This is a genomic window from Rosistilla carotiformis (assembly GCF_007753095.1).
Classification (GTDB): domain Bacteria; phylum Planctomycetota; class Planctomycetia; order Pirellulales; family Pirellulaceae; genus Rosistilla; species Rosistilla carotiformis.
In genome coordinates this window covers 438,727-461,003 of the sequence record NZ_CP036348.1, presented here as the reverse complement: position 1 = coordinate 461,003, position 22,277 = coordinate 438,727, and the positions used below count along the sequence as shown (strand labels likewise).

General features: G+C 57.9%; 13 protein-coding genes. 9 read left to right on the top strand and 4 right to left on the bottom strand.

Annotation, left to right across the window (positions count from 1 at the left end; genetic code table 11):
• Positions 1-4 precede the first annotated feature (4 nt).
• A complete protein-coding gene (locus Poly24_RS01725) occupies positions 5-1,432 on the top strand; it encodes a DUF1501 domain-containing protein (protein ID WP_145089589.1) in 1,428 nt (475 codons plus the stop codon).
• A gap of 243 nt (positions 1,433-1,675) precedes the next feature.
• Complete coding sequence (locus tag Poly24_RS01720) at positions 1,676-3,583, top strand: dockerin type I domain-containing protein (RefSeq protein WP_145089586.1); 1,908 nt, start codon at positions 1,676-1,678, stop codon at positions 3,581-3,583.
• A 213-nt stretch (positions 3,584-3,796) separates the two neighbouring features.
• On the opposite strand, the gene Poly24_RS01715 is transcribed toward Poly24_RS01720, so the two are convergent.
• On the bottom strand, positions 3,797-5,128 hold the full coding sequence (locus Poly24_RS01715) for a carboxypeptidase-like regulatory domain-containing protein (RefSeq protein WP_145089583.1): 1,332 nt from the start codon (positions 5,126-5,128) through the stop codon (positions 3,797-3,799).
• Between the two features lie 226 nt (positions 5,129-5,354).
• On the opposite strand from Poly24_RS01715, the gene Poly24_RS01710 reads away from it, so the two are divergent.
• Entirely contained in the window at positions 5,355-6,203 is an 849-nt protein-coding gene (locus Poly24_RS01710; RefSeq protein ID WP_145089580.1) for a dienelactone hydrolase family protein, read from the top strand.
• Positions 6,204-6,357: 154 nt separating this feature from the next.
• Here the strand turns inward: Poly24_RS01710 and Poly24_RS01705 are convergent, their stop codons facing one another.
• Positions 6,358-7,290, bottom strand: a complete 933-nt coding sequence (locus Poly24_RS01705; protein ID WP_231753408.1) for a ThuA domain-containing protein — start codon at positions 7,288-7,290, stop codon at positions 6,358-6,360.
• A 351-nt stretch (positions 7,291-7,641) separates the two neighbouring features.
• Here Poly24_RS01705 and Poly24_RS01700 point away from each other — a divergent pair, with 351 nt between their 5' ends.
• The 3 genes from Poly24_RS01700 (at position 7,642) to Poly24_RS01690 (ending at position 12,423) form a co-directional block, all read left to right on the top strand.
• On the top strand, positions 7,642-9,279 hold the full coding sequence (locus Poly24_RS01700; protein ID WP_197452244.1) for a DUF1254 domain-containing protein: 1,638 nt from the start codon (positions 7,642-7,644) through the stop codon (positions 9,277-9,279).
• 826 nt (positions 9,280-10,105) lie between these two features.
• A complete protein-coding gene (locus tag Poly24_RS01695) occupies positions 10,106-10,783 on the top strand; it encodes an LssY C-terminal domain-containing protein (protein ID WP_231753407.1) in 678 nt (225 codons plus the stop codon).
• Between the two features lie 74 nt (positions 10,784-10,857).
• Positions 10,858-12,423 carry a hypothetical protein gene (locus tag Poly24_RS01690; protein ID WP_145089574.1) on the top strand — a complete coding sequence of 522 codons (1,566 nt, stop codon included), beginning with the start codon at positions 10,858-10,860 and terminating at the stop codon, positions 12,421-12,423.
• Positions 12,424-12,497: 74 nt separating this feature from the next.
• On the opposite strand, the gene Poly24_RS01685 is transcribed toward Poly24_RS01690, so the two are convergent.
• Entirely contained in the window at positions 12,498-13,502 is a 1,005-nt protein-coding gene (locus Poly24_RS01685; protein WP_145089571.1) for a potassium channel family protein, read from the bottom strand.
• 400 nt (positions 13,503-13,902) lie between these two features.
• On the opposite strand from Poly24_RS01685, the gene Poly24_RS01680 reads away from it, so the two are divergent.
• The 3 genes from Poly24_RS01680 (at position 13,903) to Poly24_RS01670 (ending at position 18,961) form a co-directional block, all read left to right on the top strand.
• The gene (locus tag Poly24_RS01680) at positions 13,903-16,275 is read left to right on the top strand and encodes a DUF1592 domain-containing protein (protein ID WP_145089567.1); all 2,373 of its coding nucleotides are present in this window, start codon (positions 13,903-13,905) and stop codon (positions 16,273-16,275) included.
• Positions 16,276-16,295: 20 nt separating this feature from the next.
• Positions 16,296-17,672 carry a DUF1552 domain-containing protein gene (locus Poly24_RS01675; protein ID WP_145089564.1) on the top strand — a complete coding sequence of 459 codons (1,377 nt, stop codon included), beginning with the start codon at positions 16,296-16,298 and terminating at the stop codon, positions 17,670-17,672.
• 65 nt (positions 17,673-17,737) lie between these two features.
• Positions 17,738-18,961, top strand: coding sequence for a hypothetical protein (locus Poly24_RS01670; protein ID WP_145089561.1), 1,224 nt, complete (start codon positions 17,738-17,740; stop codon positions 18,959-18,961).
• Between the two features lie 193 nt (positions 18,962-19,154).
• Here the strand turns inward: Poly24_RS01670 and Poly24_RS01665 are convergent, their stop codons facing one another.
• Complete coding sequence (locus Poly24_RS01665; RefSeq protein ID WP_145089558.1) at positions 19,155-22,274, bottom strand: efflux RND transporter permease subunit; 3,120 nt, start codon at positions 22,272-22,274, stop codon at positions 19,155-19,157.
• Positions 22,275-22,277: the final 3 nt, after the last annotated feature.

The following is a 22,277-nucleotide window of genomic DNA, read 5'->3' as shown; positions in this document are numbered from 1 at the left end:
CCCTATGCCATTCTCACCATCGCATCGCATCGACCGTCGGTCCCTGCTGCAGCGTTCCGGCATCGGCCTGGGAATGCTGGGGCTGAACAGCTTGTTAGCCGACCAAGAGGGGACGACGCCCAGTGCAAACGACAACCGGACCGCGTCACCGCTGGCGACCAAACAACCTCACTTTCCCGGCCGCGTGAAACGCGTGGTCCACTTCTTTCTCAACGGCGGACCATCGCATGTCGACACGTTCGATCCGAAGCCGACGCTTGAAAAGCATGCCGGACAGGCGCCGCCGATGTCGCTGGCGACCGAACGAAAAACGGGAGCCTGCATGCCGTCGCCGTTTGCGTTCAAGAAGTACGGCAAAAGCGGGATCGAAGTCAGCGAACTGTTTTCGCGAACAGCCGAACATATCGACGACATCGCCGTCATCCGTTCGATGTACGCACAGGTTCCCAACCACGAACCATCGCTGATGTTAATGAATTGTGGCGATTCGGTTTTGCCACGCCCGAGCGTCGGCGCGTGGGCTCTGTATGGCCTCGGCAGCGAAAACCAGAACCTTCCCGGTTTCATCTCGATGTGTCCCAGCGGCCTACCGGTCAAAGGAGCCGAGAACTGGCAGTCGGGTTTTCTACCGGGCAGCTACCAAGGAACCTACGTCGATCCAAAGCACAGCCGGATCGACAAACTGATCGAGAACATCCACAGCCCCCACGCCACGACGAAAGTCCAACAACGGCAACTGGATCTGCTGCGACAACTGAACGCCGAACACAAATCAACCCGCCACGATCCGCGACTGGAAACGCGGATCCAATCGTACGAACTGGCCTTTCGAATGCAGATGGAAGCTGCCGACGCATTTGATGTCGCCGACGAAACCAAAGAGACCCATGAACTGTACGGCTCGGGAGTTCACGCCCGGCAAACGATGATCGCCCGGCGGCTGTTGGAACGCGGCGTCCGCTACGTCCAATTGTGGCACGGCGCCGGCAACGTCTGGGACCACCACGCGAAGCTCGAAGAGGGGCACCGAAAGTTAGCGGGCGAAATCGATCAACCGATCTCCGCACTGCTGACCGATCTGAAACGACGTGGCATGTTCCACGACACGCTGGTGATCTGGGGGGGCGAGTTTGGCCGCACGCCCACCGTGGAACTAACCGGTGGCGGAGCCGAGACGCTCGGCCGCGACCACAACCACTACGGCTTCAGCGTCTGGATGGCGGGCGGCGGCGTCCGCGGCGGCACTGTGCATGGTGCGACCGACGAATTTGGTTTCAAAGCGACGGAGAATCCTTGCAGCGTCCACGACCTGCACGCCACGATCCTGCACTTGCTGGGATTCGACCACACCAAATTGACCTACCGCTACGCCGGCCGCGACTTCCGCCTGACCGATGTCCACGGCAACGTGATCAAAAACATCTTGGCCTGATCGCGAGGCGGCCCGACGCAAACTGCAATTCCGCTGGGAACGCCGGACGCGCGAGCCCGCTCACCGCGCGACCTCGTCTCTGCGTCGCGCTGGCGCCGCGATTTATTCGCCTAAAAACTTCAACGATCCGTGGCGCAGCGCGCTCCGATCTGCACCTATAGAGAGCACTCCCAAGCGGAATGCGAAACGGTGCTCCCAGTGCGGGCACCTCTCTTCTCGCCCTCCTCTCGATTGGTGAAAATCATGGCGCGTATCTGGGATCAATGGTTCGGTCGTCGCAAGTCCGCGGAACAAGCCAATCGCCGACGCTACAAGACGCGTCGACGATGCCGCGTCGAGATGCTGGACAAACGGCAATTGCTAGCCGCAAATATTTTTCACAACGAACTGATCCCCGAGGATGTCAACGAGGACGGAATCGTGACGGCAGTCGATGCGTTGACGATCCTCAACCAGATGAACCGCCAATCCTCCAGCGACGGCGATGGCCAAACCGCATCGGGTCCGGGCAGGAAGACCGATGTCAACAACGATGGTCAACAGAGCCCGATCGATGCGTTGATGGTGATCAATAGGTTGAACCGACGCGATGACGGCGGTAACACGTTCGATCGCCCCGACAATTCGGTCGATCAGCCGACCGATGAGACAACGACGGAGGAGGAGGAAGAAGAGGAGAGCACGCCGACATCGGATGAAAGCGGCGATGTTGTGCTGCAGTGGAACGACCTCTTCGGCGAACTGCTGGCCGACAGCGTGGAAAACCAAAATCCCGGATACGCCTCGCGCTCGATGGCGATGTTGAACCTCGGGATCTACGATGCCGTTGCGATCGGCGAAAACGGCTCCGATGCCGAGACCTTCTACGAGTACGATCTCTCGGTGGCAACGGACGCCATCACCACGGAAGTGGCGGCATCGCAAGCCGCCTACACCGTGCTCAGTTCGCTCTATCCAGACCAACAAGCGACGTTGGACGCGTTCTTGGAAACGAGCCTCGCCGGCTACAAGAACGATGCCAACTTCAGCGACAGCTTGACGGTAGGGACGGAGATCGGAAACCAGATCCTTGCCAACCGTGCCGACGACGGTTCCGACGCCGTGGTCGACTACACCTATTCGGACGAAGTCGGTTCGTTCCAAGCCGATCCGCTGAACCCCGATGTTCCCGTCTGGGGACCGGGCTGGGGCGAGGTCGACACGTTTGCCATCGATTCGACCGATGCGTTCCTCCCCGACACGACACCGGCCCTGACCAGCCAAGAGTACGCGGCCTCTTACAACGAAGTCCAAGAACTGGGCGCGTTTGACAGCACCACACGGACCGCGGAACAGACCGAGATCGGCATCTTCTGGGCTTACGACCGGGAAGGGCTGGGGACACCGCTGGCGATTTACAACGATGTGCTGCTGACAGTCGCCGCGCAAGAGGGGAACACCCTGGAGGAGAACGCAGCCCTCTTTGCACAAGCTTCGGTCGCGATGGCCGACGCAGCGATCGTCGCCTGGGACACGAAGTTCACCGAAGAGTTCTGGCGACCGGTCACCGCGATCCAAAGTGGTGATCTCGACGGCAACGCGCTCACCGAAGGAGATCCCGACTGGACCGCCCTGGGAGCTCCCGACGGTGGTGATGACGAGATCGGCTTCACGCCTCAATTCCCCACCTACATCTCCGGCCACGCCACGTTTGGCGGTGCCCTGTTCGGCACGCTACAAGATTTCTACGGAACCGATGACATCGCCTTTGAACTGACCTCCGAAGAACTTGAGATCTTGCTGGAAGATCCCGAACTGCAGGAGGCTTACGGCTTGGATCTCGACGACGCGACGCGATCGTTCAGTTCGTTCAGCGAAGCGATGGCTGAAAATGGTCGCAGCCGCGTCTACCTGGGGATCCACTTCGACTTCGACGACCTCGTCGGCCAGGACGTCGGCCAAGCGGTTGCGGCGAGCGTCGCATCCGCCTTCGACACCGACTCGGATGACGACGACGATTCGAAATGGGTCGACTACGACAAAGATTCGAGAAACAACAACCAAGGAGGTGGAAACAACAACGGTCTGTCGCGCGACGAGCAGGAACGGCAACAGTCGCGCAACAGCCGACTCGCCGCCGTCGATTCGATCTTCGCGAATAATCTGCTGTAGCAGAAGTCCTACCCCGAAAACAATGCAAAGCCCCGGAAGGGGGCGACAGCATGTAGCCCACGGCGTCAGCCGTGGGACGGGTTAAGAAACGGAACTTACACGAGCCCCGAAAGGGGCGACAGATCGCGGTCCACCTGTCGCCCCTTCCGGGGCTTTGCGTTGTTTGCTTATTGCGATCCCATGGCTGACGCCGTGGGCTACTCACGATCGCCGCTACCGCGGCTGGTCGCCACCGATAGAAAGACGTTCCCCATAACTCTGCCACGCCTTGGCGAACGCCTGATCGGGCAACCAATTGGCCGTACTCCGATCGCCTTGAAAATCGGCGTAGCTGGCGATCGTCAGTTTCTGCATCCCGCCGACGCTGCGATCGTAACGATCCCCGAGCCAGCCCGACTCGATAACCGCGGGTTGCAACGGGGCCTTGGGCCATGGCTTGCCGTCTGCGATCCTTTCGCTGTCGGCCAATCGGATGCGGAGGCATGCTTCGCAAAAGGCCAACACCACCGCATACGTGGCTTCTCGCTCGCGAGGCCAATGACCACCCTGGCCGTCGACCAATAGAGCGATCGGAGCGTTTCGCTCGGTGCGGAGCGATGCGACAGCTTCGCTTTGCCCCTGATCGAAGTAGCTGTCTTGGTTGCCATGCATCACAAGCCCCGGCACCTTTTCGACGCCCGGAAAGACCAGATGCCAACTGGCGCCCGAGTGGAACGAGATCCAACCAATGACGCGGTCGGGACGCATCGCCGCATACGCTGCAGAGAATCCGGTGCCGTTGGAATGACCAAACGTAAAGAGAGGCGCGGTGGCGATTTCGGGATGGTTTACTTCCCGAGCGATTTCACCCAGGATCGTATCCAACGCGCTGGCGGGGTAGATCCCGCGTTGGATCGGATTCCCGAGAACGCCGATCAAGGCCAAGCGATGGCGATCGGCAAAGGCGCGAACCATCGGATGTTCGATCATCGGCCCGCCCACGCCATGTTCGGAGCTCAAAAAAAGCCCGTTGAGCTTGGGGACGCCGGGCGGAAGATAGATCCGAAAGACAGCTTCTTCGGCGGGCTTCTCTCCGTATCGATCGGCCAACTCCTTAAAAAGCTCCTCGCCCAACAATCGGTTTTCGTACTTCCGAGGATCGCGGCGAATCTCCCCGACGCTGTGCGACATCGAGATCATCGTCGCGTATCGAATCAATCCCGTGTCATCGGTCTCGGCAGCGAGTGCCGCTTCGATCGGCTTGCCGGGATCGGAAACGGTCACCTGCGATGCAACATATCCCTCTTTGCTCATCTCCAAACGAAAGGGGGCGGGCGTCTGCACTGAAACCGAAAACCTCCCCTCCCCGTCGGTCATCGTCGTGGCCTTCGAATCCACAACATCAATCGAAACGCCCGGCAGGATGTTGTCGCTCGTATCGCGAACAACGCCCCGTAAAGTGACATCCTTTGCATCGGCGACCTGCCAGCCATTCGCTACCAGCAGCGCGACGAAAGTCAAACCAAGGCGAAAGGACGATAACGTGAGATAGCTTCTATTTTTCATGGTGCCGCTGAACCGAATGGGAAACCGTTTTGATTGGGGATCCGAAATCATAGCATCTCGCCACTAGACCACGGGAACCAGCCCAAGCGAGGGGCTGATACGTGTTTATGATTAGGCGGATACCACCAATGGAAACGCCCGTTCGCCCTGTTGATTTGCGGTCGCGCGGCTGCACAAAATGGGATTCCATCCTGAACGTTCCCTTCCTTCTGAGAAACTCTCCGCAATGTGTGATCAAGATCATTTTGAAGACGACCTGAAAAAGTACTCCCGCCGCGACCTTGGCTCCATGGCGGCCGCAGGTGTTGGCGCCGCGATGCTGCTGCCCCGAGCGGCCGATGCTGCAGAAGTTAGCGGTAACGACGTGACGATCAAAACTCCCGATGGCGATTGCGACGCCTACTTTGTCGCTCCGAAAACTGGCGCCCACGCGGCCGTCTTGATCTGGCCCGACATCTTTGGACTGCGTCCCGCATTCCGGCAGATGGCCCAACGGCTAGCCGAATCGGGCTACAGCGTGCTGGTCGTCAATCCGTTCTACCGCACGATGAAAGCGCCCACCGCAGAGAAGGGAGCCAACACACCGATTCCGGAAGTGCGTCCGTTGGCCCAGTCGCTTAACTCAACAACGCAGACAACCGACGCCAAAGCCTTCATCGCCTGGTTGGATGCGCAACCGCAAGTCGACAAGAGTAAGAAGATCGGCACCACCGGCTACTGCATGGGCGGACCGATCGTGATGCGCACCGCTGCGGCCGTGCCAAACCGCGTCGGTGCAGCAGCCACCTTCCACGGCGGTGGACTGGCGACCGACAGTCCCGACAGCCCTCATCGCTTGATCCCGCAGATGAAGGCTCAGTTCCTGATCGCGGTCGCGGAGAACGACGACCAACGCGATCCCGAAGCGAAGAACGTCTTGGAAAAATCGTTTGCCCAAGCAAATCTCCCCGCGGAGATCGAAGTCTATCCGGCAGGGCACGGCTGGTGCCCGCCCGACACGCGCGTCCACAACCAAGAACAAGCCGAAAAGGCTTGGAAACGGATGCTTGTTCTGTTCGACAAAGCCCTGGCGTAACAACGCCCGCTGACACCGCTAAGCCGCTTTGTGCAAATCACCACACATGCGTTAGCGAACGGTTCCTCAAGGCACCAGACGCTAACGCATTGCTGCGGTTCGATCGACAAAGGAAGGGGAAACCGTAGCGGAAAGCCCCTCTCCGCCACGGTCGCTACTTCTTCTTTCGCGGCGGCTTGGGATCGAGGTTCGCGTTCAGCTGTTCTTCGCTGACGGTCGAATCGACGCCCTCTGCTGGCACCTCCACCTTGGCGGTCCAGAGCATGGTGTTGAGTACCACCTTGCGGAAATCGTCGTTGCCCCAGTTGTCATGGAAATGGCCACCGGTGAAACCGAAGCCGCGTCCGCCATCGGGTCGCTCCACCGTCCACAGCATCGCTTCAGCGCGCCCCTTCGATGCTTGGATATGCGGGTAGGGGCCCTTGGGATGCACATAGGGACCATCGCGGACCGCATCGTTGGGACTCGCCACCAGGATCGGGACAAACTTGAGATCCTCGACGTCGCGCGATTCGTTGCCGGGAATATCAGCGACAAACCGCATGTTGAAATACCATTCGTCTTGAATCGCAAACGGCTTCACGCCGCGGGTGATCGGATGCTCGGGAAGGCTGGCAAACTGCGGCTCCCAAATCGGATTGCAAGAGAACATATTTTCATAGTGACCGCCGATCCATCGCTTAAATTCGTCGCTCGCCTGATCAGCTAAGATCTCCACGCCGTAGTGCATGAAGCCGAGTCCTACGCCCTTTTTGGCGAGGGCGTCGAGCATCTTCAAACGCCGCCCTTCCTCTTGAACCACTTCGTGCCGAGCCCCGCCATCCATATAGAAGACGATCGCATCGGCCTGATCCAAGATCGATTCATCTTGGGGCCAACCGTTCAAGACCACATCGGTCTGCAGACCGGGAACGTCTTGCAAACACTTAGCCAACAACTGCACGCCGGCATTAAATTCGTGCAACCGCGGCGGGTGCGATGGCTTGCCAGCGACCAGCACCAAACGATGGTCGTCAGCAACGGCGGAGATCGTCACCGCAGCGATCAAAAAGAGAGCCGACATGCGGCGAAACAGAGAAGCATTCACTCTTAAAATTCCTCGTCAAACAGAAACAACGCGTCCAAGTTGACCAAAGTATACTTCAACGCCCGCTTTACTTTCTCACCCAACGCCGCGGATTCGCAATCTTGGAGGGTCCCCGTCGCGCGGCAGATGAGAACTCCAACAGCCTCCCCGACTCGCCCCTTCTCAAATCGCGACGATTGCCTCCCCTACCGTCGCGGGGTACGATACCCGACATCAAAACGCGTGCAAATACGATGTCGGCTGCAACCAAACCGGGCCCGGGATCCTTTCTCAATGCCCCTGCCGGGTACTACTTGCTTCCTGGCTGCAGCGAAACTCTCTTCAATTACTAACACATTTCGAGATGATTCCATGACCCATTTGAATCGAACCGGCGTGATCACTGCGGCCTTCGCCGTTGCGGTGTGGGGCCTGATTCCCGAGGCCCGCCGCGCTGAAGCGCAACAGATGACTCCCATCCCCGCGGCCCTCAGCACTCCCGATCAAGTGGAGAGCCCGTTGGGGACGCTTGAATTCCAAGACGGAGCGCCCACCGCAGGAACCGCCAAAACAGTCAAAGACATCCTGACCTTTACCAACGCACTGTCGGCATACAACAACAGCTTCCGCGGCGCCTCGGCCTATGCGATCGCCAAAGGACTAGAGAGTATCGGCGCGGCGGACAACTCGATCGTCATCTTCTCCGAACTGATGGACGCCAGCTCGTTGTTCCTGACAGCCAACTGCGACACCGTCTATTACATGAGCGCGATCAATCTGTCGGACGGACCGATGGTGCTCGAGCAACCGCCAGCTGGACTGGGAACCATCAACGACATGTGGTTCTCGTGGATCATCGACATCGGTCGACCTGGCCCCGATCGTGGGCAAGGGGGCAAATATCTGATCGTGCCACCAGGCTACGACGGCCCGCTGCCCGAAGGTGGTTATTTCATTGCCCACTCGAAGACCAATCGCGTCCTCTACGCCGCCCGTTCGTTCCTCGTTGAGAACGACCCCAAACCTGCTGTCGAGAACATCAAGAAAAACCTGAAGCTCTACCCCTACACTCCCGGCGGTTTTGGCACCAGCATCGCCGAAGCGCTCGAGGGTGAAGTCAAGTTAGGCATGAATCCGCCGTTGCCAGAAACGAAGTTTATCGAAGCGTCGGGGAAATCGTTCAACACGATCCCACCTAGCGATTATGGCTTCTTCGAGATGATCAACGAGAACGTCCAACAAGAACCAGCCACCAGCTACGACGTCGAACTGGCGGGGCAATTGGCGGCGATTGGCATCCAGCATGGCAAGCCTTTCGCGCCCGATGCGCGGACGAAAAAGATCCTTAGCGACGCCGCTGCGATCGGCAACGCCACAGGCCGCGTCTTGAACTGGCGCTACGCAACGATCCATCCCGATTGGGCTTATTACCCCAATTCCAAGTGGGGCAACATGCTGTTTGAAGGGGGTGCCTTTTTCGAAACTCCGCCGCCAGCGTATGCCGACGGGATGTTCAAGCCGCAGCCACCAACCGGTGCGCGAACGCTCGATTCTCGCACTGCTTTCTACTACGCCTACACGCTTGATTCGCCGGGCATGATCATGCGAATCCCCGGTGTCGGTTCCCAGTACCTGATGGGGTTCCTGGATAGCGAAGGCGAAGCGTTCGACGGTGGCAAAACCTACAAGCTCACACTGCCCAAGGGGATTCCAGCCCACGCTTTCTGGTCGCTCACACTGTACGACAATCAATCGCGTTCGATGCTGCAGACGCCACAGAAATACCCACGCGCTGGCAGCCAGTCCTATCCTTCTCCGGCCGCAACAGCCGCCGACGATGGTTCGACCACGATCTACTTCGGACCGCAGCAACCCGAAGGTGTCGCGCGAGGAAACTGGATTCAGACCGCCCCCGACAAAGGTTGGTTCACGATCCTGCGTCTCTACAGCCCAATGCCGTCGTTCTTCGACAAAAGCTGGCAACCGAGCGAGATCGAATTGGCCAAATAGCCGTTCGATCACCAACACCTCAATCAACAGACGCAAAAAGATAGACAAATTGAGTCGCCCGGCAACATTGGCCGGCGATTCATTTTGTCAATTGCGTCTGCGCGACTTCTAAGGACGATTGAATCCCCCGCCCGAGTGCACCACTGTGGTTCAACACGTCGCGGTCCTCACCTTACTGCTGCGAGGCCCCTCGGAAACCGTCATCTAATTCAGCTGACACCAATCTACTCGAGCGAATTAGCCTAACACGCCAATCGATGCTGCAGGCTGATTCCCTCCAGCGTGGCGCAGCCATCCGACCTTCGGATCGCAACAAGATCCCAACGCAGACCACGACGTCCGATTCTGGCCGATCCGGCCGGCAACATCCCCATCAGCCAGAAGAGGTTCGAGGAACGCTGGCGTTTGCGTCATTCAATCCCCGGCCACACCGACTCCAGAAAGACGTCGATGTTTTACGGGATCTGTGAAACCTTGGTCAATTTAGATTCTCGGGTGAATTGCCAGGTGCAAATCCTGAGGCCGAAGACTACAACGGCACTGTCGCTCGAAGCTCCAACCCGACAGGTGAACATACAGCCACCACGCCTTCAATCGCCGCCATAAAAAGCCAACATGATGACGACGAGAACCCTTGCTAGCCAGCAGCGGAAGCGGGCAAACGCCGGTCGTCGTGAAGGCCCAATAGTCGATATCGAACATGAACCAGCCGGGCCGCACCACGCTGCGGCCTGCCGATCCGCAGCCAATCAACAGACACACGATGGACACCGAACCAGAAACGAATAAACGAAAACCACACGGCCGAACAAAGTGGCTCACAAAAGTGATTGTCGCCTCTCTATTGTTATGGCTTGCCGTCGCCTATTTGGCTGCACCTTGGGCCTGGGAACTCTACATTCGGCGACATCAAGACCTAGACGACCAACCGCGGATCACACGAACCAGCGACGGCCATCCCGGCGACCCACTGAATGTTGAACTGATCGGGAGCGAAGCTCAGCTACAGCAGATCATGAAGGCCGCCGATTGGTATTCGGCCGCCGCGTTGGGTCTGAAAAGTGACCTCAAGATCGCAGCGGACACCGTCCTGTCGCGACCCGACGATGCCGCTCCGGTCAGCAGCCTGTATCTCTTTGGCCGCAAGGAAGACCTGGCCTTCGAACAACCGGTCGGTGACAACCCACGGCATCGACATCATGTTCGATTATGGAAAACGGACGAAGTGAATCCCGAGGGTCGGCCCAAATGGCTGGGCTCGGCGGTCTATGACAAACGCGTGGGGCTGAGCCATACAACCGGTCAGATCACGCACGTCACCGCGGCCGACATCGATGCCGAACGCGACTACTTATTCCAATGCCTCGAACAGACCGGTCAACTGGCCGAGCATTCGATCGAACCCAATTTCCATCAACAACACGATGGATACAACGGCGGCGGCGATCCCTGGCATACCGACGGCAGCCTCTACATCGGCGTGATCCGAGCAACGGAACCGTAACGGGCTCCCTTCAAAGTTGCGACACACAAACCACAACGTTCCACTAAATCCTTCAATCCAACGAGTAGTCTGCGATGAAAAAATTCCTTCTCGCGTCACTAATGGTCACTGCGATGTCGCTGACTCATTCGTCCGCCAGCCATGCCCAGTTCGAAAACCTGGTCCGCCATCTCCCCAACAAGGCCAACACGCTGGTGCTGTTCAACATGGAACAGATCATGGCCAGCCCGCTGGCCGTTCAGCAGAAGTGGAAGGAGAACGAACAGGCAAAATTTGCCGCCGGCCTGATGATGGTGCCTCCCCAAGCGTTGCACTTGGCGATCGCTTCGCAAATGGACATCGAACTGATGCAACCGCGTTGGCACGCATCGGTGATGGATCTTACCGAAGAGCCGGACATGTTGACGGTCACCGAGCGCCACGGCGGCAACGTCGATACGATCAGTCGGCAAGACGCAGCGGTCCTTCCCAACAACACCTACGTGGTCAAGTTTGGCAAATCGATCGCCGGAGTGATGTACCCAGCCGATCGCCAACAAGTGGCCGTCTGGATCGATGACGTATTTTCCATGACAGACCGCAAGCCGCTGACGCCCTACCTGCGCGCGGCCGAAGACTTCGCAGACAAAAAGGATGTGCCGATCATCTTGGCGATGGATCTAAAGCACCTGCTTTCGCCACAGTTCATCCGCCACCAACTGACGCAGATGAAATCGCTGCAAGGCAAGAAGGCCGACCTGGATCAACTCGCCACCGCGCTGTCGAGCGTCCGCGGCGTGACGTTGGGGATCGAGATCAGCGACCACGTCACCGGCGGCCTGAAGATCGATTTCGACGAAGACATCTCGGCCACCAAGGACTTTGCCAAGGCGTTGATCCTGGAAACGCTTGGCAGCCACGGTGTGATGCTCAAAGAATTCAAGGACTGGCAAGTCCAGGTGGGCCCGAAGGAGATGTTGCTTAAAGGAAGTCTGCAGTCGAGCGGAATCCAGCGTGTCTTCAGCCTGTTCGATATGCCCCCAGGATTTCAACCACTGCCGAACGCTTCGTCCGCGGCGACCGCTTCCACGTCGAACGATTCGAAAAAGCCAGACCCAAAACTGATGGCACATGCGACGCAGCAGTACTTCAAATCGATCAACCTGTTGATCAACGATCTGAAGCACGAAGACCAGGAACACCAAACAACCACGCCAGGCTTGGAAGCGATCTGGTATGCGAAGTATGCAGCGAAGATCGACGCCTTGCCCATCCTGCACGTCGATCCCGAGATGGTGACCTTTGCGACTCAGGTTTCCGGTGCGCTACGTCAATCGCAAAACGCGATGCGGTCGGCTGGTGCGCGAACGGCCTCGCGGATGATGAACATGCCCGACGCACAAGTCTACAACTACAAGTACGCTGCGGCCGCCGGAGCCCATTACGGCCCCTACTACAATAGCATTGGCGGAGCCTACGCTTACCGTTACCAGTACAATCCCCGCGCGTCGCTACGCCAGGACGGTGAACAACTTGCTCAGATCCAGCAACAAGAGACAAGCAAAGGGTACGCGTCCGCTAACAAAATCATGCAAGAGATCGCAATCTCAACAGCCGACATCCGACGCAAGATGACTGAGAAGTATCAGATCGAATTCTGACCTTGGCTCGGCGAGTCTCGAGGGGCGAACGAAGCAGGATCGGCCGATGCCGATCGCTCGGAAAGGAACGGAAATCACGCGATGCCGTAGGCGTTCCGAAATCGGGCGATATCTTCGCTGTGTCCCATGATCATGATGATATCCAAGGGCTCGAAGACGTATTCGCCCTCGGGATTGAATACCAAATGCTCGTCCGTTTTTTTGACAGCAATCACCAGCAGCTTATGGCGGCGATGCGCGTCGGTTTGCTCAACGGTCATCCCCACCAAGGAGCAGCCTTCGGGAATTAAGAACTCATCGAGGTCCAACTCGACAAACGCGCTCTCTGAAACCCGTTCCATCAGATCTGCAGTCGTCGGGCGCGTGATCAGGCGGAACATCTGACGGGCTCCGACCAGCGTGGGCATCACCACCTTCGTCGCGCCAGCCTGCCGCAATTTTTTCCCCGTGCTCTGCTTCTCTGCCCGCGCGATGATCTGCAAGTCGGGATTTAGATTCCGAGCGGTCAGCGTGACAAAGACACTCTCGGCGTCGTTGGGCAAGGAAATGACCAATGTCTTTGCCCGCACGATGCCAACCGCTTCGAGCGTGGACTCCTCCGTGGCATCGCCCTGCCAACAAATCATAGGCAGTGTACTGTTTTCTTGGATCACATTAGGATCCGTATCAATAACCACCAAAGGACGCCCTTGACTGGCCAGTTCGCTAACCAAGTTTTGCCCCATGCGTCCGAAACCACAAACAATGATGTGATCGGTCATCTTATTTAGATCATACGTCATCCGCTGTCGCCCAATAGCTCGGTCCAATTCACCTGCCATCATCAATTGAAACAGGCCTCCAAACGTGTAAGCCGCCGCCGACATTCCGAACAAGATCACTACGACGGTGAACAGTTTCAATTCCGGCGGCATGTTGCTCTGTTCGCCGTACCCAACGGTCGAGATCGTGATCACGACCATCCAGATCGCCCCGATCCAGTCGTAGTCGCCCAGATAACGGAACCCCACGACGGCCAGGGCCACGATCAACACCAGAATGATCGCTCCGTAGCGAATTCGCATGAGGGGTGTTTTCATCGGGCCGACAAAATACGAGAGGAGGCGATGGCGAGCTTGGAAAGTTGTCCACAGTCTACCTCGATTCGCTCAACGCGACACGTCAGCGTACGGACAACGTAGGAACGAGTTCTGAAGGTGGATTTGCCGCTTTATTCACGAGACCGCGTGGGTGCCTTGTTTGCAAAAGGAAGCCAACAGGCCCCGAGCGCGCAGCCCCAGGGCCACGCCCCCCCAAACCGGTGCAAACTTTCGATTAAAATTGATTAGAGCAGAGTTTTTGCGTAGAATCACCCATTTCGGACACCTCCCCACCATTACCTAGCCCCCTACGGACCTGTCACCTTCCTTAGATCGCCTGCACTCTTTCATCCTCATGCTGCATCGCCCTAACTTCTCCCTGCTACTCGTCTCCTTTCTCATGACCTTGCGCGCTGCTTCGGCCGAGCCATCGCTAGAAAAGGACTTGCAGCCGTTTTTGGATGCGCACTGCATGCGATGTCACGACGCAAACGTGCAGGAAGGAGAGTTCCGTCTGGACGTGTTGTCGAAAGAGATCGGCCAGCAGGACACGCCGTTTTGGGCGGAGGTGATGGAACGGATCAATTCGGGCGAGATGCCTCCCGAAGACGAAGCGATTCGCCCCACCGCCGAAGAAAGCGCGAAGATTGTCGAATGGATCGCGGCCCGATTGAAGGAGGGGGAGGCGGCGCGAATGGCACGCCGCGACCGCGTCTCGTACAACCGACTGACACGCGATGAATATGTCAACACCGTCCGCGATCTGATCGGCGTGCAATACGATGCGACGGACCCCGGCGGATTGTTGGAAGACCCGGAATGGAACGGCTTCGAACGCCTTGGTTCCGTTCTAACATTGTCCGCCAGTCATATCGAAAAATACATGACCGCGGCGGAGGTGGTCTTGAGTGAAGCGTATCCCGATCAGAAGGTCGAGTACTTGGAGGCGAGTCACCGGGCCGTCGAATTGCGGCCCAACCAACCTCACTACGATCGTCTCGAAAAGGCGGGTCTGCTGGACAAGATCCGTTATCCGTTGACCACTTCGGGTGCGATCTTCCGCGCTTCGAATCCTTATCGCGGACCGGATCGCAAGTTCCCTGGAGCGGGCGTCTATGAAATCACCTACACCGTCTGCGGGATCATGCCGGAAAATGGCCCACCACCGCGGATGCAAGTCTATGAACACAAGCTCGATCGAGTGTTGTTCGAACAAGACATTATTGCCCCGGAGGACAACCCGACGACGGTCACCTTTCGGGTCCATTGGCCGGCGGTTCGCAATCCTGAAATCCATGTCATCAACACAGCGGCGGGGCCACGCCATCCGCGAACCAACGCGGAAAGCCGGATCCCGTTCATCACCACCGCCCACCCGCGGGCCCCTTGGCAGATGAAGATCACCGACGAACAGGGACGCCCGCGGTACCCGATCTTGATCATCGATGCGATCTCGATGCGCGGTCCGATCGTGACCGAACTGGAACAGCGTCGCCGCGACGAATACATGCCAAACGAAGCGGGAAACATGGCTCAAGTGCGCACCGGACTTGCGGCGATGGCACGGCGCGCATTTCGTCGCCCTCTGTACGACGGAGAGCTGGACAGATACGTGCAAATCGTTGAAAGCGAAATCGAGGCGGGCGAATCATTTAACGACGCCGTCAAGTCCGCGATGACGGCAATCCTCTGCTCCAAGAGCTTCCTGTTTCTTGCCGAAGGGGATGAAAACTCCGACCGTGCAACACTCAACGACTGGGAGATCGCATCGCGACTGTCGTATCTGTTGTGGAGCACGATGCCCGACGACGAATTGTTCTCGCTCGCCGAACAGGGAAAACTCCGCGATCCGATGGAACTGGACCGCCAGGTGGAACGCATGCTCGCCGATCCTCGAGGCCAAAAATTCAGCGATTCGTTTTCGGCGCAGTGGCTGCATCTACGCAAGGTCGGCATGTTTCCGCCGGACAAAAAGCTCTACCCCGAATACGATTTGCATCTCGAAAAAAGCATGGTTGGCGAGACGCAAGCCTTCTTCAAAGAAGTGCTCGACCAAGGGCTGACGCTACGCGAGTTCCTCGATTCCGACTGGACGATGGTCAACCCTCGGCTCGCGCGATTCTACGGGATCGACAATATCACCAAGGATGCGTTCCAACGCGTTTCGCTCGACCGCGACACACACCGCGGCGGACTGCTGACGCAAGCCTCGATCCTTTCGCTCACATCCGACGGCACCCGGCATCGGCCTGTCCATCGCGGGGCGTGGCTATCCGAGGCGATCCTGGGCAAGACACCACCGCCACCGCCGGCGAATATCGATCCGATCGAACCGAACCCTGTCGATTCCCCCAAAGCCACGCTGCGGATGAAGCTGGAGGCGCACAAGCACGACTCGCGTTGCGCGGCGTGCCATCGCAAGATCGACCCCCTCGGTTTTGCATTCGATCATTTTAATGCGATCGGGAAATGGCGGACTCACGAATCGGTCGAAGGGACCGGCGACGATCCGGTTGTCGATGCCAGTGGCGAATTGCCCGATGGACGCAAGTTTGAAAACTCGGACCAATTCAAACAACTGCTGCTCGACGAACTCGACACGTTTAACGAAACGTTTGTCGAAAAGCTGGCGACCTACGGACTTCGCCGAACCATGACGTTTGATGATCACGACGAATTGCGGGAAATCGCAAGAGCTGGGAAGGAGAACGATTACCGCGTGCGGGAGATCGTCAAGGCGTTTGTGCTATCCGACCTCTTTCAGAAACGGTAGGCAGAAAGGAAATCGATCCAATGAATATCCAAACCAATCGCTTGAAACTGAACCGCCGCCACGTCCTGCGTGGACTCGGTGCGACGATCGCGCTGCCGATGATGGAATGCATGCAGCCGTCGGAACTGGTCGCGGCCCAGCCGATCAAATCGCCTCCCAAACGCAGCGTCTTCCTCTACATTCCCAACGGAGTCAACACGCTCACCTGGCAAATCCAAACCGCGGGGGCGGGTTATGAACTGACCTCACCGCTAGCGTCTCTCGAGCGACATCGCAACGAGATCACGCCGATCAGCGGCCTGCATCACCCGCAGGTTCTCGGCAAGCATCACAACTGCGACAAGGTTTGGTTGACTGGAGCCAACGTTCCCAGCAATGGCGGCGCCTTCCGAAACACCGTTTCGGCCGATCAATTGATGGCCGAAGTCCAAGGGGAATTCACCCGTTTCCCTTCGCTTGAACTGGCGATCGAAGGGCATTCGCTCGCCTGGTCGCGCGACGGCATTCAGATCCCTGCCGAACGCAATGTGACCACGATCTTCAACCGCCTGTTTGTCGGTGAACAAGGTGGGACCGAGGCGGTGCGGCGACGATTGAATCGGCGGGAAAGTATCCTCGATGCGGTCCTGGACGATGCGCGGCGAGTCACGGGAAAACTTGGCGCGGCCGACCGCAACAAGCTGGACGAATATCTAACCGCCGTCCGACAGGTGGAGGTTCGAACCGAACGTGCCGATGCATGGCTGAACGTTCCCCGCCCCGACCTTCCTAAATCGGAAGCCGATCGTTACGCACGCAAAATGGACCAAACGCAGGTCCGCGAATACCACCGCCTGTTCTACGACCTGATGGTGCTCGCCCTGCGAACCGACATGACACGCGTGATCACGTGCATGATCTGCAGCGAATCCAACGGCGGTTCGATTCCCGACATCGGCATCTCGCAAACCCGACATGGACTTTCGCACCACAACGGCGACCCCGAACAGCTCCGCCGCTTAACCCAGACCGATACGTTCCTGGTCGAACAGTTCAGCTACTTCCTCGACCAATTGAAAGCTCACCAGGACGAAGAGGGGAGCCTGTTGGATACGACGCAAGTTCTCTGGGGCAGCGGCATGGCCTACGGTCACAGCCACGGCAACGCGAACCTGCCAACACTCTACGCCGGTGGGAAATCGCTCGGCGTCAAACATGGCCAACACGTCGACTTCAACCTTCCCAAGATCGGCAAGTACAACGTTGCAGAGGCCAACGAGCACTACAAGATTTGTGGCCGCCCAGTCGACAGCGACGCACGCCTGAGCAATCTGCTGTTGACCATGCTACAGCGCGTCGATGTCGAAACCGACAACTTCCAGGACAGCGTCAGCACGATCTCTGAAATCGTTGCGTAACCGATCGTCACCGGTCGCGATGCGTCGACGATAAATTCCAATAGATGAAGATGCGAAGAACAGGTATGCGAAGTATTGCCATTGTCATTGCGACGACCTGCGTCGCTGTATTCGGAAGCGTTGTGCATGCCGAGGAGAAAAGTGCATTCCGCACGGACGAAAACAGCGACGAATCGCTTCCTTGGTTTCAACCGGTTCCCGGCCAGTTTCCGCCGGAAAATTCGGCGCATTACATTTCGGGCGAACTGATCGGTGTCGACTTTCCCGAGCGAAAGCTGACGCTGCGCGTCGATCGCGACGACAGCCAACCACGTGCACTGATGGACTATCCTGTCGATGCGACGATGCTGCCTTACGGCTCGGTCTACTACAACGGCGCCCCCGCGGCGCTGCAAGACATTCCACTGGGAACCCATCTCCACGGTTGGTTCTATGAACGCCCCGAAGGAGAAGAGAAACATTGGACGCTGCGAAATGGCAAGCCACACAATGTCAACGATCAACGGGCGTCACCCGAAGTCGACTTCACGCGATGCCTACGCGTCGAAGACGATTTTTCCTACTACGCGCGACAGAATCAGGTCTGGAAAATCGACCAGGTCGACCTGGAGAAAAACAAGCTCACCGCCACGTTGCAACAGGAAGATCGATCGATCGGCGATCCGAAGCTCTTCGATTTGACCTCCAGCACGGTGGTTTATCGCGGCGACGGATTTGGAACGCTGCAGAGTATCGAACCAGGGCAAACCGTCCAACTCAATGTCACCTGGGCAACGCTTTACGGGCCCGGCCGCGTGTTCCATATCTGGTTAGACGAGGAGAGTCGAACGCTTGCATCGGAACGACAGCTGCAACGACACCGAAACCATGTTCGCGAGCGCGGCGTCCCCGGCTGGGTCGACGCCGTCGATGATAAAGAACAGATCGTGACGATCACCTTCTTCGATGGGATCGATCTCACCCTGTTTGAAGACTTTGGCATCATCGTCCCCGAACCGCTCGGCTGGCCAACGTCGGGGGGCGCGAAGGATGACCTAGCCCCCAAGGGAACGATCGCGGTAGCCCGAGAATGTTTGATGACCTACGACCCGGTCAACGATCGCAAAGGGGGCAACATTCTCGCCACCAATCGAGTTCCCATACGTCCCGGTTGCAGTGGAGTCCAGATCCAAGTCCAGTGCGGGATGCTATTAGAAGGCTATCGCCCGACAAAGATCGTTCGTTTTTTCCCCGCCAGCTGGCCCGTTATCGCGATCCCTCGCGAAGAACAATTCCATGGCCGCGAATAGCGCGACGCGTCGCCTCGCACGGTGAAAGCTTCTCGAAAACGAGAAGACCGCCACGCTTGCGCCACGCAGGCGGGTAAAACTAAAAATGGCGGGGGAAGGCTTTCGCCCACAGTTTTGTTATCGAAGGCACTCGCAACCAAACTGCCGATCCAACATCGCTGGATCGCCCCCCGCCAAGACGCTCTCTCCCAGGTCACTCGGGAGACAATTCGCTGCTCCTCGATTCCTCGCCCTGCTCTTTTGGCTCGAACCAGCGATAGATCGTTGGCAGCACCAACAAGGTCAACATGGTGGAGGTGATCAATCCGCCAATGACCACCGTTGCCAGCGGACGCTGAACCTCCGCACCCGAACTGGCGGAGATTGCCATCGGAATGAACCCCAGCGCGCCGCAGGATGCTGTCATCAACACAGGTCGCAACCGGTCCATCGCTCCATGGACGACGGCGTCGCGCTGCGAGTCTCCACTGTGTCGCAGATGCCGAATGTGTTCGATCAAGACCACACCATTCATCACCGCGATCCCAAACAACGCGATAAAGCCGACGCCGGCCGAGATCGAAAACGGCATGTCCCGCAACCATAACGCCAGGATGCCGCCGGTCGCCGCGATCGGCACGTTCAAATAAATCAGCAGAGCCAACTTGGTTGAATTGAACGTCATGTAAAGCAGCGAGAAGATCAAGAACAACGCCACCGGCACGGCGATCGCCAACCGCTTGCTCGCTTGCTGCAAGTTCTCGAACTGGCCGCCCCAACGCAGCATGTAGCCGCTGGGCAGTTTGACCTCCCGATCTACCACCGCTTGCGCTTCGGCAACGAAGCCGGCCAAGTCGCGGCCGCGAACGTTGCACTGCACCAGCAGGCGCCGGCGGATCGCATCGCGACTGATTTCCACCGGTCCATCTTCCATGATGATCTCGGCCAATTGAGCAAGCGGAATCGGTTTCCCGCTGGGGTCATCGATCCTCAACTCGGCCAAGCGTTCGGTATTGAGGCGCCACTCGGGCTGCAACCGCACCTGCAATGGAAACCGCCGCTGTCCTTCAAAGACCTGTCCGACCTGCATTCCGCCGACCGTGGCAATCGCATCCAGGACGTCCCGTCCATTGATCCCATACCGCGCCAACGCATCGCGTCGCAGCTTCACTCGCATATACGACAACCCAGCAATCTGCTGAGCCGCGACATCCGCGGAACCCGGCACCTGATTGAGCGCCTTGACGATCTCATCTCCCTTGGCTTTCAAAACATCCAAATCATCGCCATACAAACTTAGGCCGATGTCCGAACGGACACCCGCCACCAATTCTTGCACCCGCAATTCAATCGGCTGGGTGAAACTGAAAGCGTTCCCCGGCACCTCCTCCTCCAACGCCTTCTGCATCGCTTCGATCAATTGCGGCTTGGGCAGCGAATCTCCCTCGTGCGGATCGGTCCGCAAGCGAATAAACAGGTCGGTTTGATAAACACCCATTGGATCGTTAGCAATTTCCGGTCGTCCTGTTTTGGAAACCACCGTCTCGACTTGCGGGAACTTCAACAAGCAGCGTTCGATCGCCTTGGTCATTTCGATCGACGTCTCCAACGAAACGCTCGGCAAACGAGTCGCTTGAATCGCGATGTCCCCTTCGTCCAACTTGGGCACAAATTCGACGCCGAACCCCGATGCCAAAACCACGCTGATCGCAAACGCGACCACCGATCCACCCATCATCAACGCAGGCCTTCGCATCGCAAACGCCAGCATCGGTTGGTACGCCTGTTTGATCCAGCGAACCAAAAACGTCTCCCCTGCCTTCACGCGGCGAGCCAAAAACAGCGATGCCAGAACGGGCATCACCGTTACCGACAAGACCAACGCCGCCGAGAGTGCGGTCATAAAAGTGAATGCCATCGGCCGGAACATCTTCCCTTCCATCCCCTGCAGACTGAGGATTGGAATGAACACGATGATCACGATGATGCCTGCAAACAAAATCGGCTTGGCGACCTCTTTCGCCGATTCGCGAAACACGCTTTCGGGCACGCGATCGCCACCATGTTTCTTTTGGTACTGCATCGCCCGGCGGACGCAGTTTTCAATCATTACCACCGCCCCGTCGACGATCACGCCAAAATCGACCGCTCCCAAACTCATCAGGTTGGCCGAAACGCCGGCGTAACGCATGGCGATCAACGCGCACATCGCCGACAACGGAATCGCAGCGGCCACGATCAATCCCGCGCGGACATCGCCCAGCAGAATGAACAGCATCATGATTACCAGGAACACGCCCACACCAATGTTCTCCGCGACGGTATGGATCGTCTTGGCGACCAATTCGGTGCGGTCGTAAAACGTATCGATCGTCACCCCCGGCGGAAGCGTCTTTTTGATCTCCGCGATCTTTTCCTTGACGTCGGCCACGACTTGGCGCGAGTTGCCCCCCATCAACATCATCACCATTCCGATGACAGCTTCCCGGTCGCCGTCGCGGGTGACCGCCCCTTGCCGCAACATCGGCGCGAAATCCACCTTGGCAACGTCGGAGATACGAATCGGCACGCCATCGCGACTGTCCAACACGATCAACCGGATATCGTCCAGCGATTGAATTAAACCCTCGCCGCGGATCAACCGCTGCTCCGCATCGTGCGCGATATATCCGCCCCCCGAATTCCCATTGTTCTCCTCCAAGGCGGTGAACACGTCGCTCAACGAAACGCCATAGTTCTTCAGCTTGTCGGGATCGATTTGCACTTCATAAGTTTTCAGCTCGCCGCCAAACGTATTGACTTCGATCACCCCCGGTACGCTCCGCAATTGAAACGCAATCTGCCAATCGAGGATCGTTCGCAGATCCGACAGACTCTGTTCGCTGCCTGGATCGGCACGAACTTCGAATTGGTAGATCTCGCTCATCCCCGTCGCGATCGGGCCCAGCGAAGGCGTCCCCATCCCCGGCGGTATGTTTTCGCGCGCCTGCAGCAAGCGTTCGTTGATCAGATTCCGAGCCCAATAGATGTCCGTGCCATCTTCAAAGGCGACCGTGACGGCGGACAATCCGAATCGGCTGATCGAACGAATCTCGGTGATCCGCGGGATCCCACTCATCGCATTCTCGACCGGGAACGTGATGAATTGCTCGACCTCCACCGGCCCCAGGGCAGGCGAATTCGTTAGCACTTGGACCTGCACATTGGTGAGATCGGGAACCGCGTCCAACGGGATCGTCATCGCCGCGAATGCCCCCATCCCCAGGATGACCAACGACAACAGCATGACGATAAAGCGGTTATTCAACGAAGCATCAATGATGGAATTTAACATCGC

Bases quoted from the DNA above. Each gene is read 5' to 3' on its own strand.
- Poly24_RS01725 (WP_145089589.1), top strand. From the start codon at position 5: ATGCCATTCTCACCATCGCATCGCATCGACCGTCGGTCCCTGCTGCAG.
- Poly24_RS01720 (WP_145089586.1), top strand. From the start codon at position 1,676: ATGGCGCGTATCTGGGATCAATGGTTCGGTCGTCGCAAGTCCGCGGAA.
- Poly24_RS01715 (WP_145089583.1), bottom strand. From the start codon at position 5,128: ATGAAAAATAGAAGCTATCTCACGTTATCGTCCTTTCGCCTTGGTTTG.
- Poly24_RS01710 (WP_145089580.1), top strand. From the start codon at position 5,355: ATGTGTGATCAAGATCATTTTGAAGACGACCTGAAAAAGTACTCCCGC.
- Poly24_RS01700 (WP_197452244.1), top strand. From the start codon at position 7,642: ATGACCCATTTGAATCGAACCGGCGTGATCACTGCGGCCTTCGCCGTT.
- Poly24_RS01690 (WP_145089574.1), top strand. From the start codon at position 10,858: ATGAAAAAATTCCTTCTCGCGTCACTAATGGTCACTGCGATGTCGCTG.
- Poly24_RS01685 (WP_145089571.1), bottom strand. From the start codon at position 13,502: ATGAAAACACCCCTCATGCGAATTCGCTACGGAGCGATCATTCTGGTG.
- Poly24_RS01680 (WP_145089567.1), top strand. From the start codon at position 13,903: ATGACCTTGCGCGCTGCTTCGGCCGAGCCATCGCTAGAAAAGGACTTG.
- Poly24_RS01675 (WP_145089564.1), top strand. From the start codon at position 16,296: ATGAATATCCAAACCAATCGCTTGAAACTGAACCGCCGCCACGTCCTG.
- Poly24_RS01670 (WP_145089561.1), top strand. From the start codon at position 17,738: ATGCGAAGTATTGCCATTGTCATTGCGACGACCTGCGTCGCTGTATTC.
- Poly24_RS01665 (WP_145089558.1), bottom strand. From the start codon at position 22,274: ATGTTAAATTCCATCATTGATGCTTCGTTGAATAACCGCTTTATCGTC.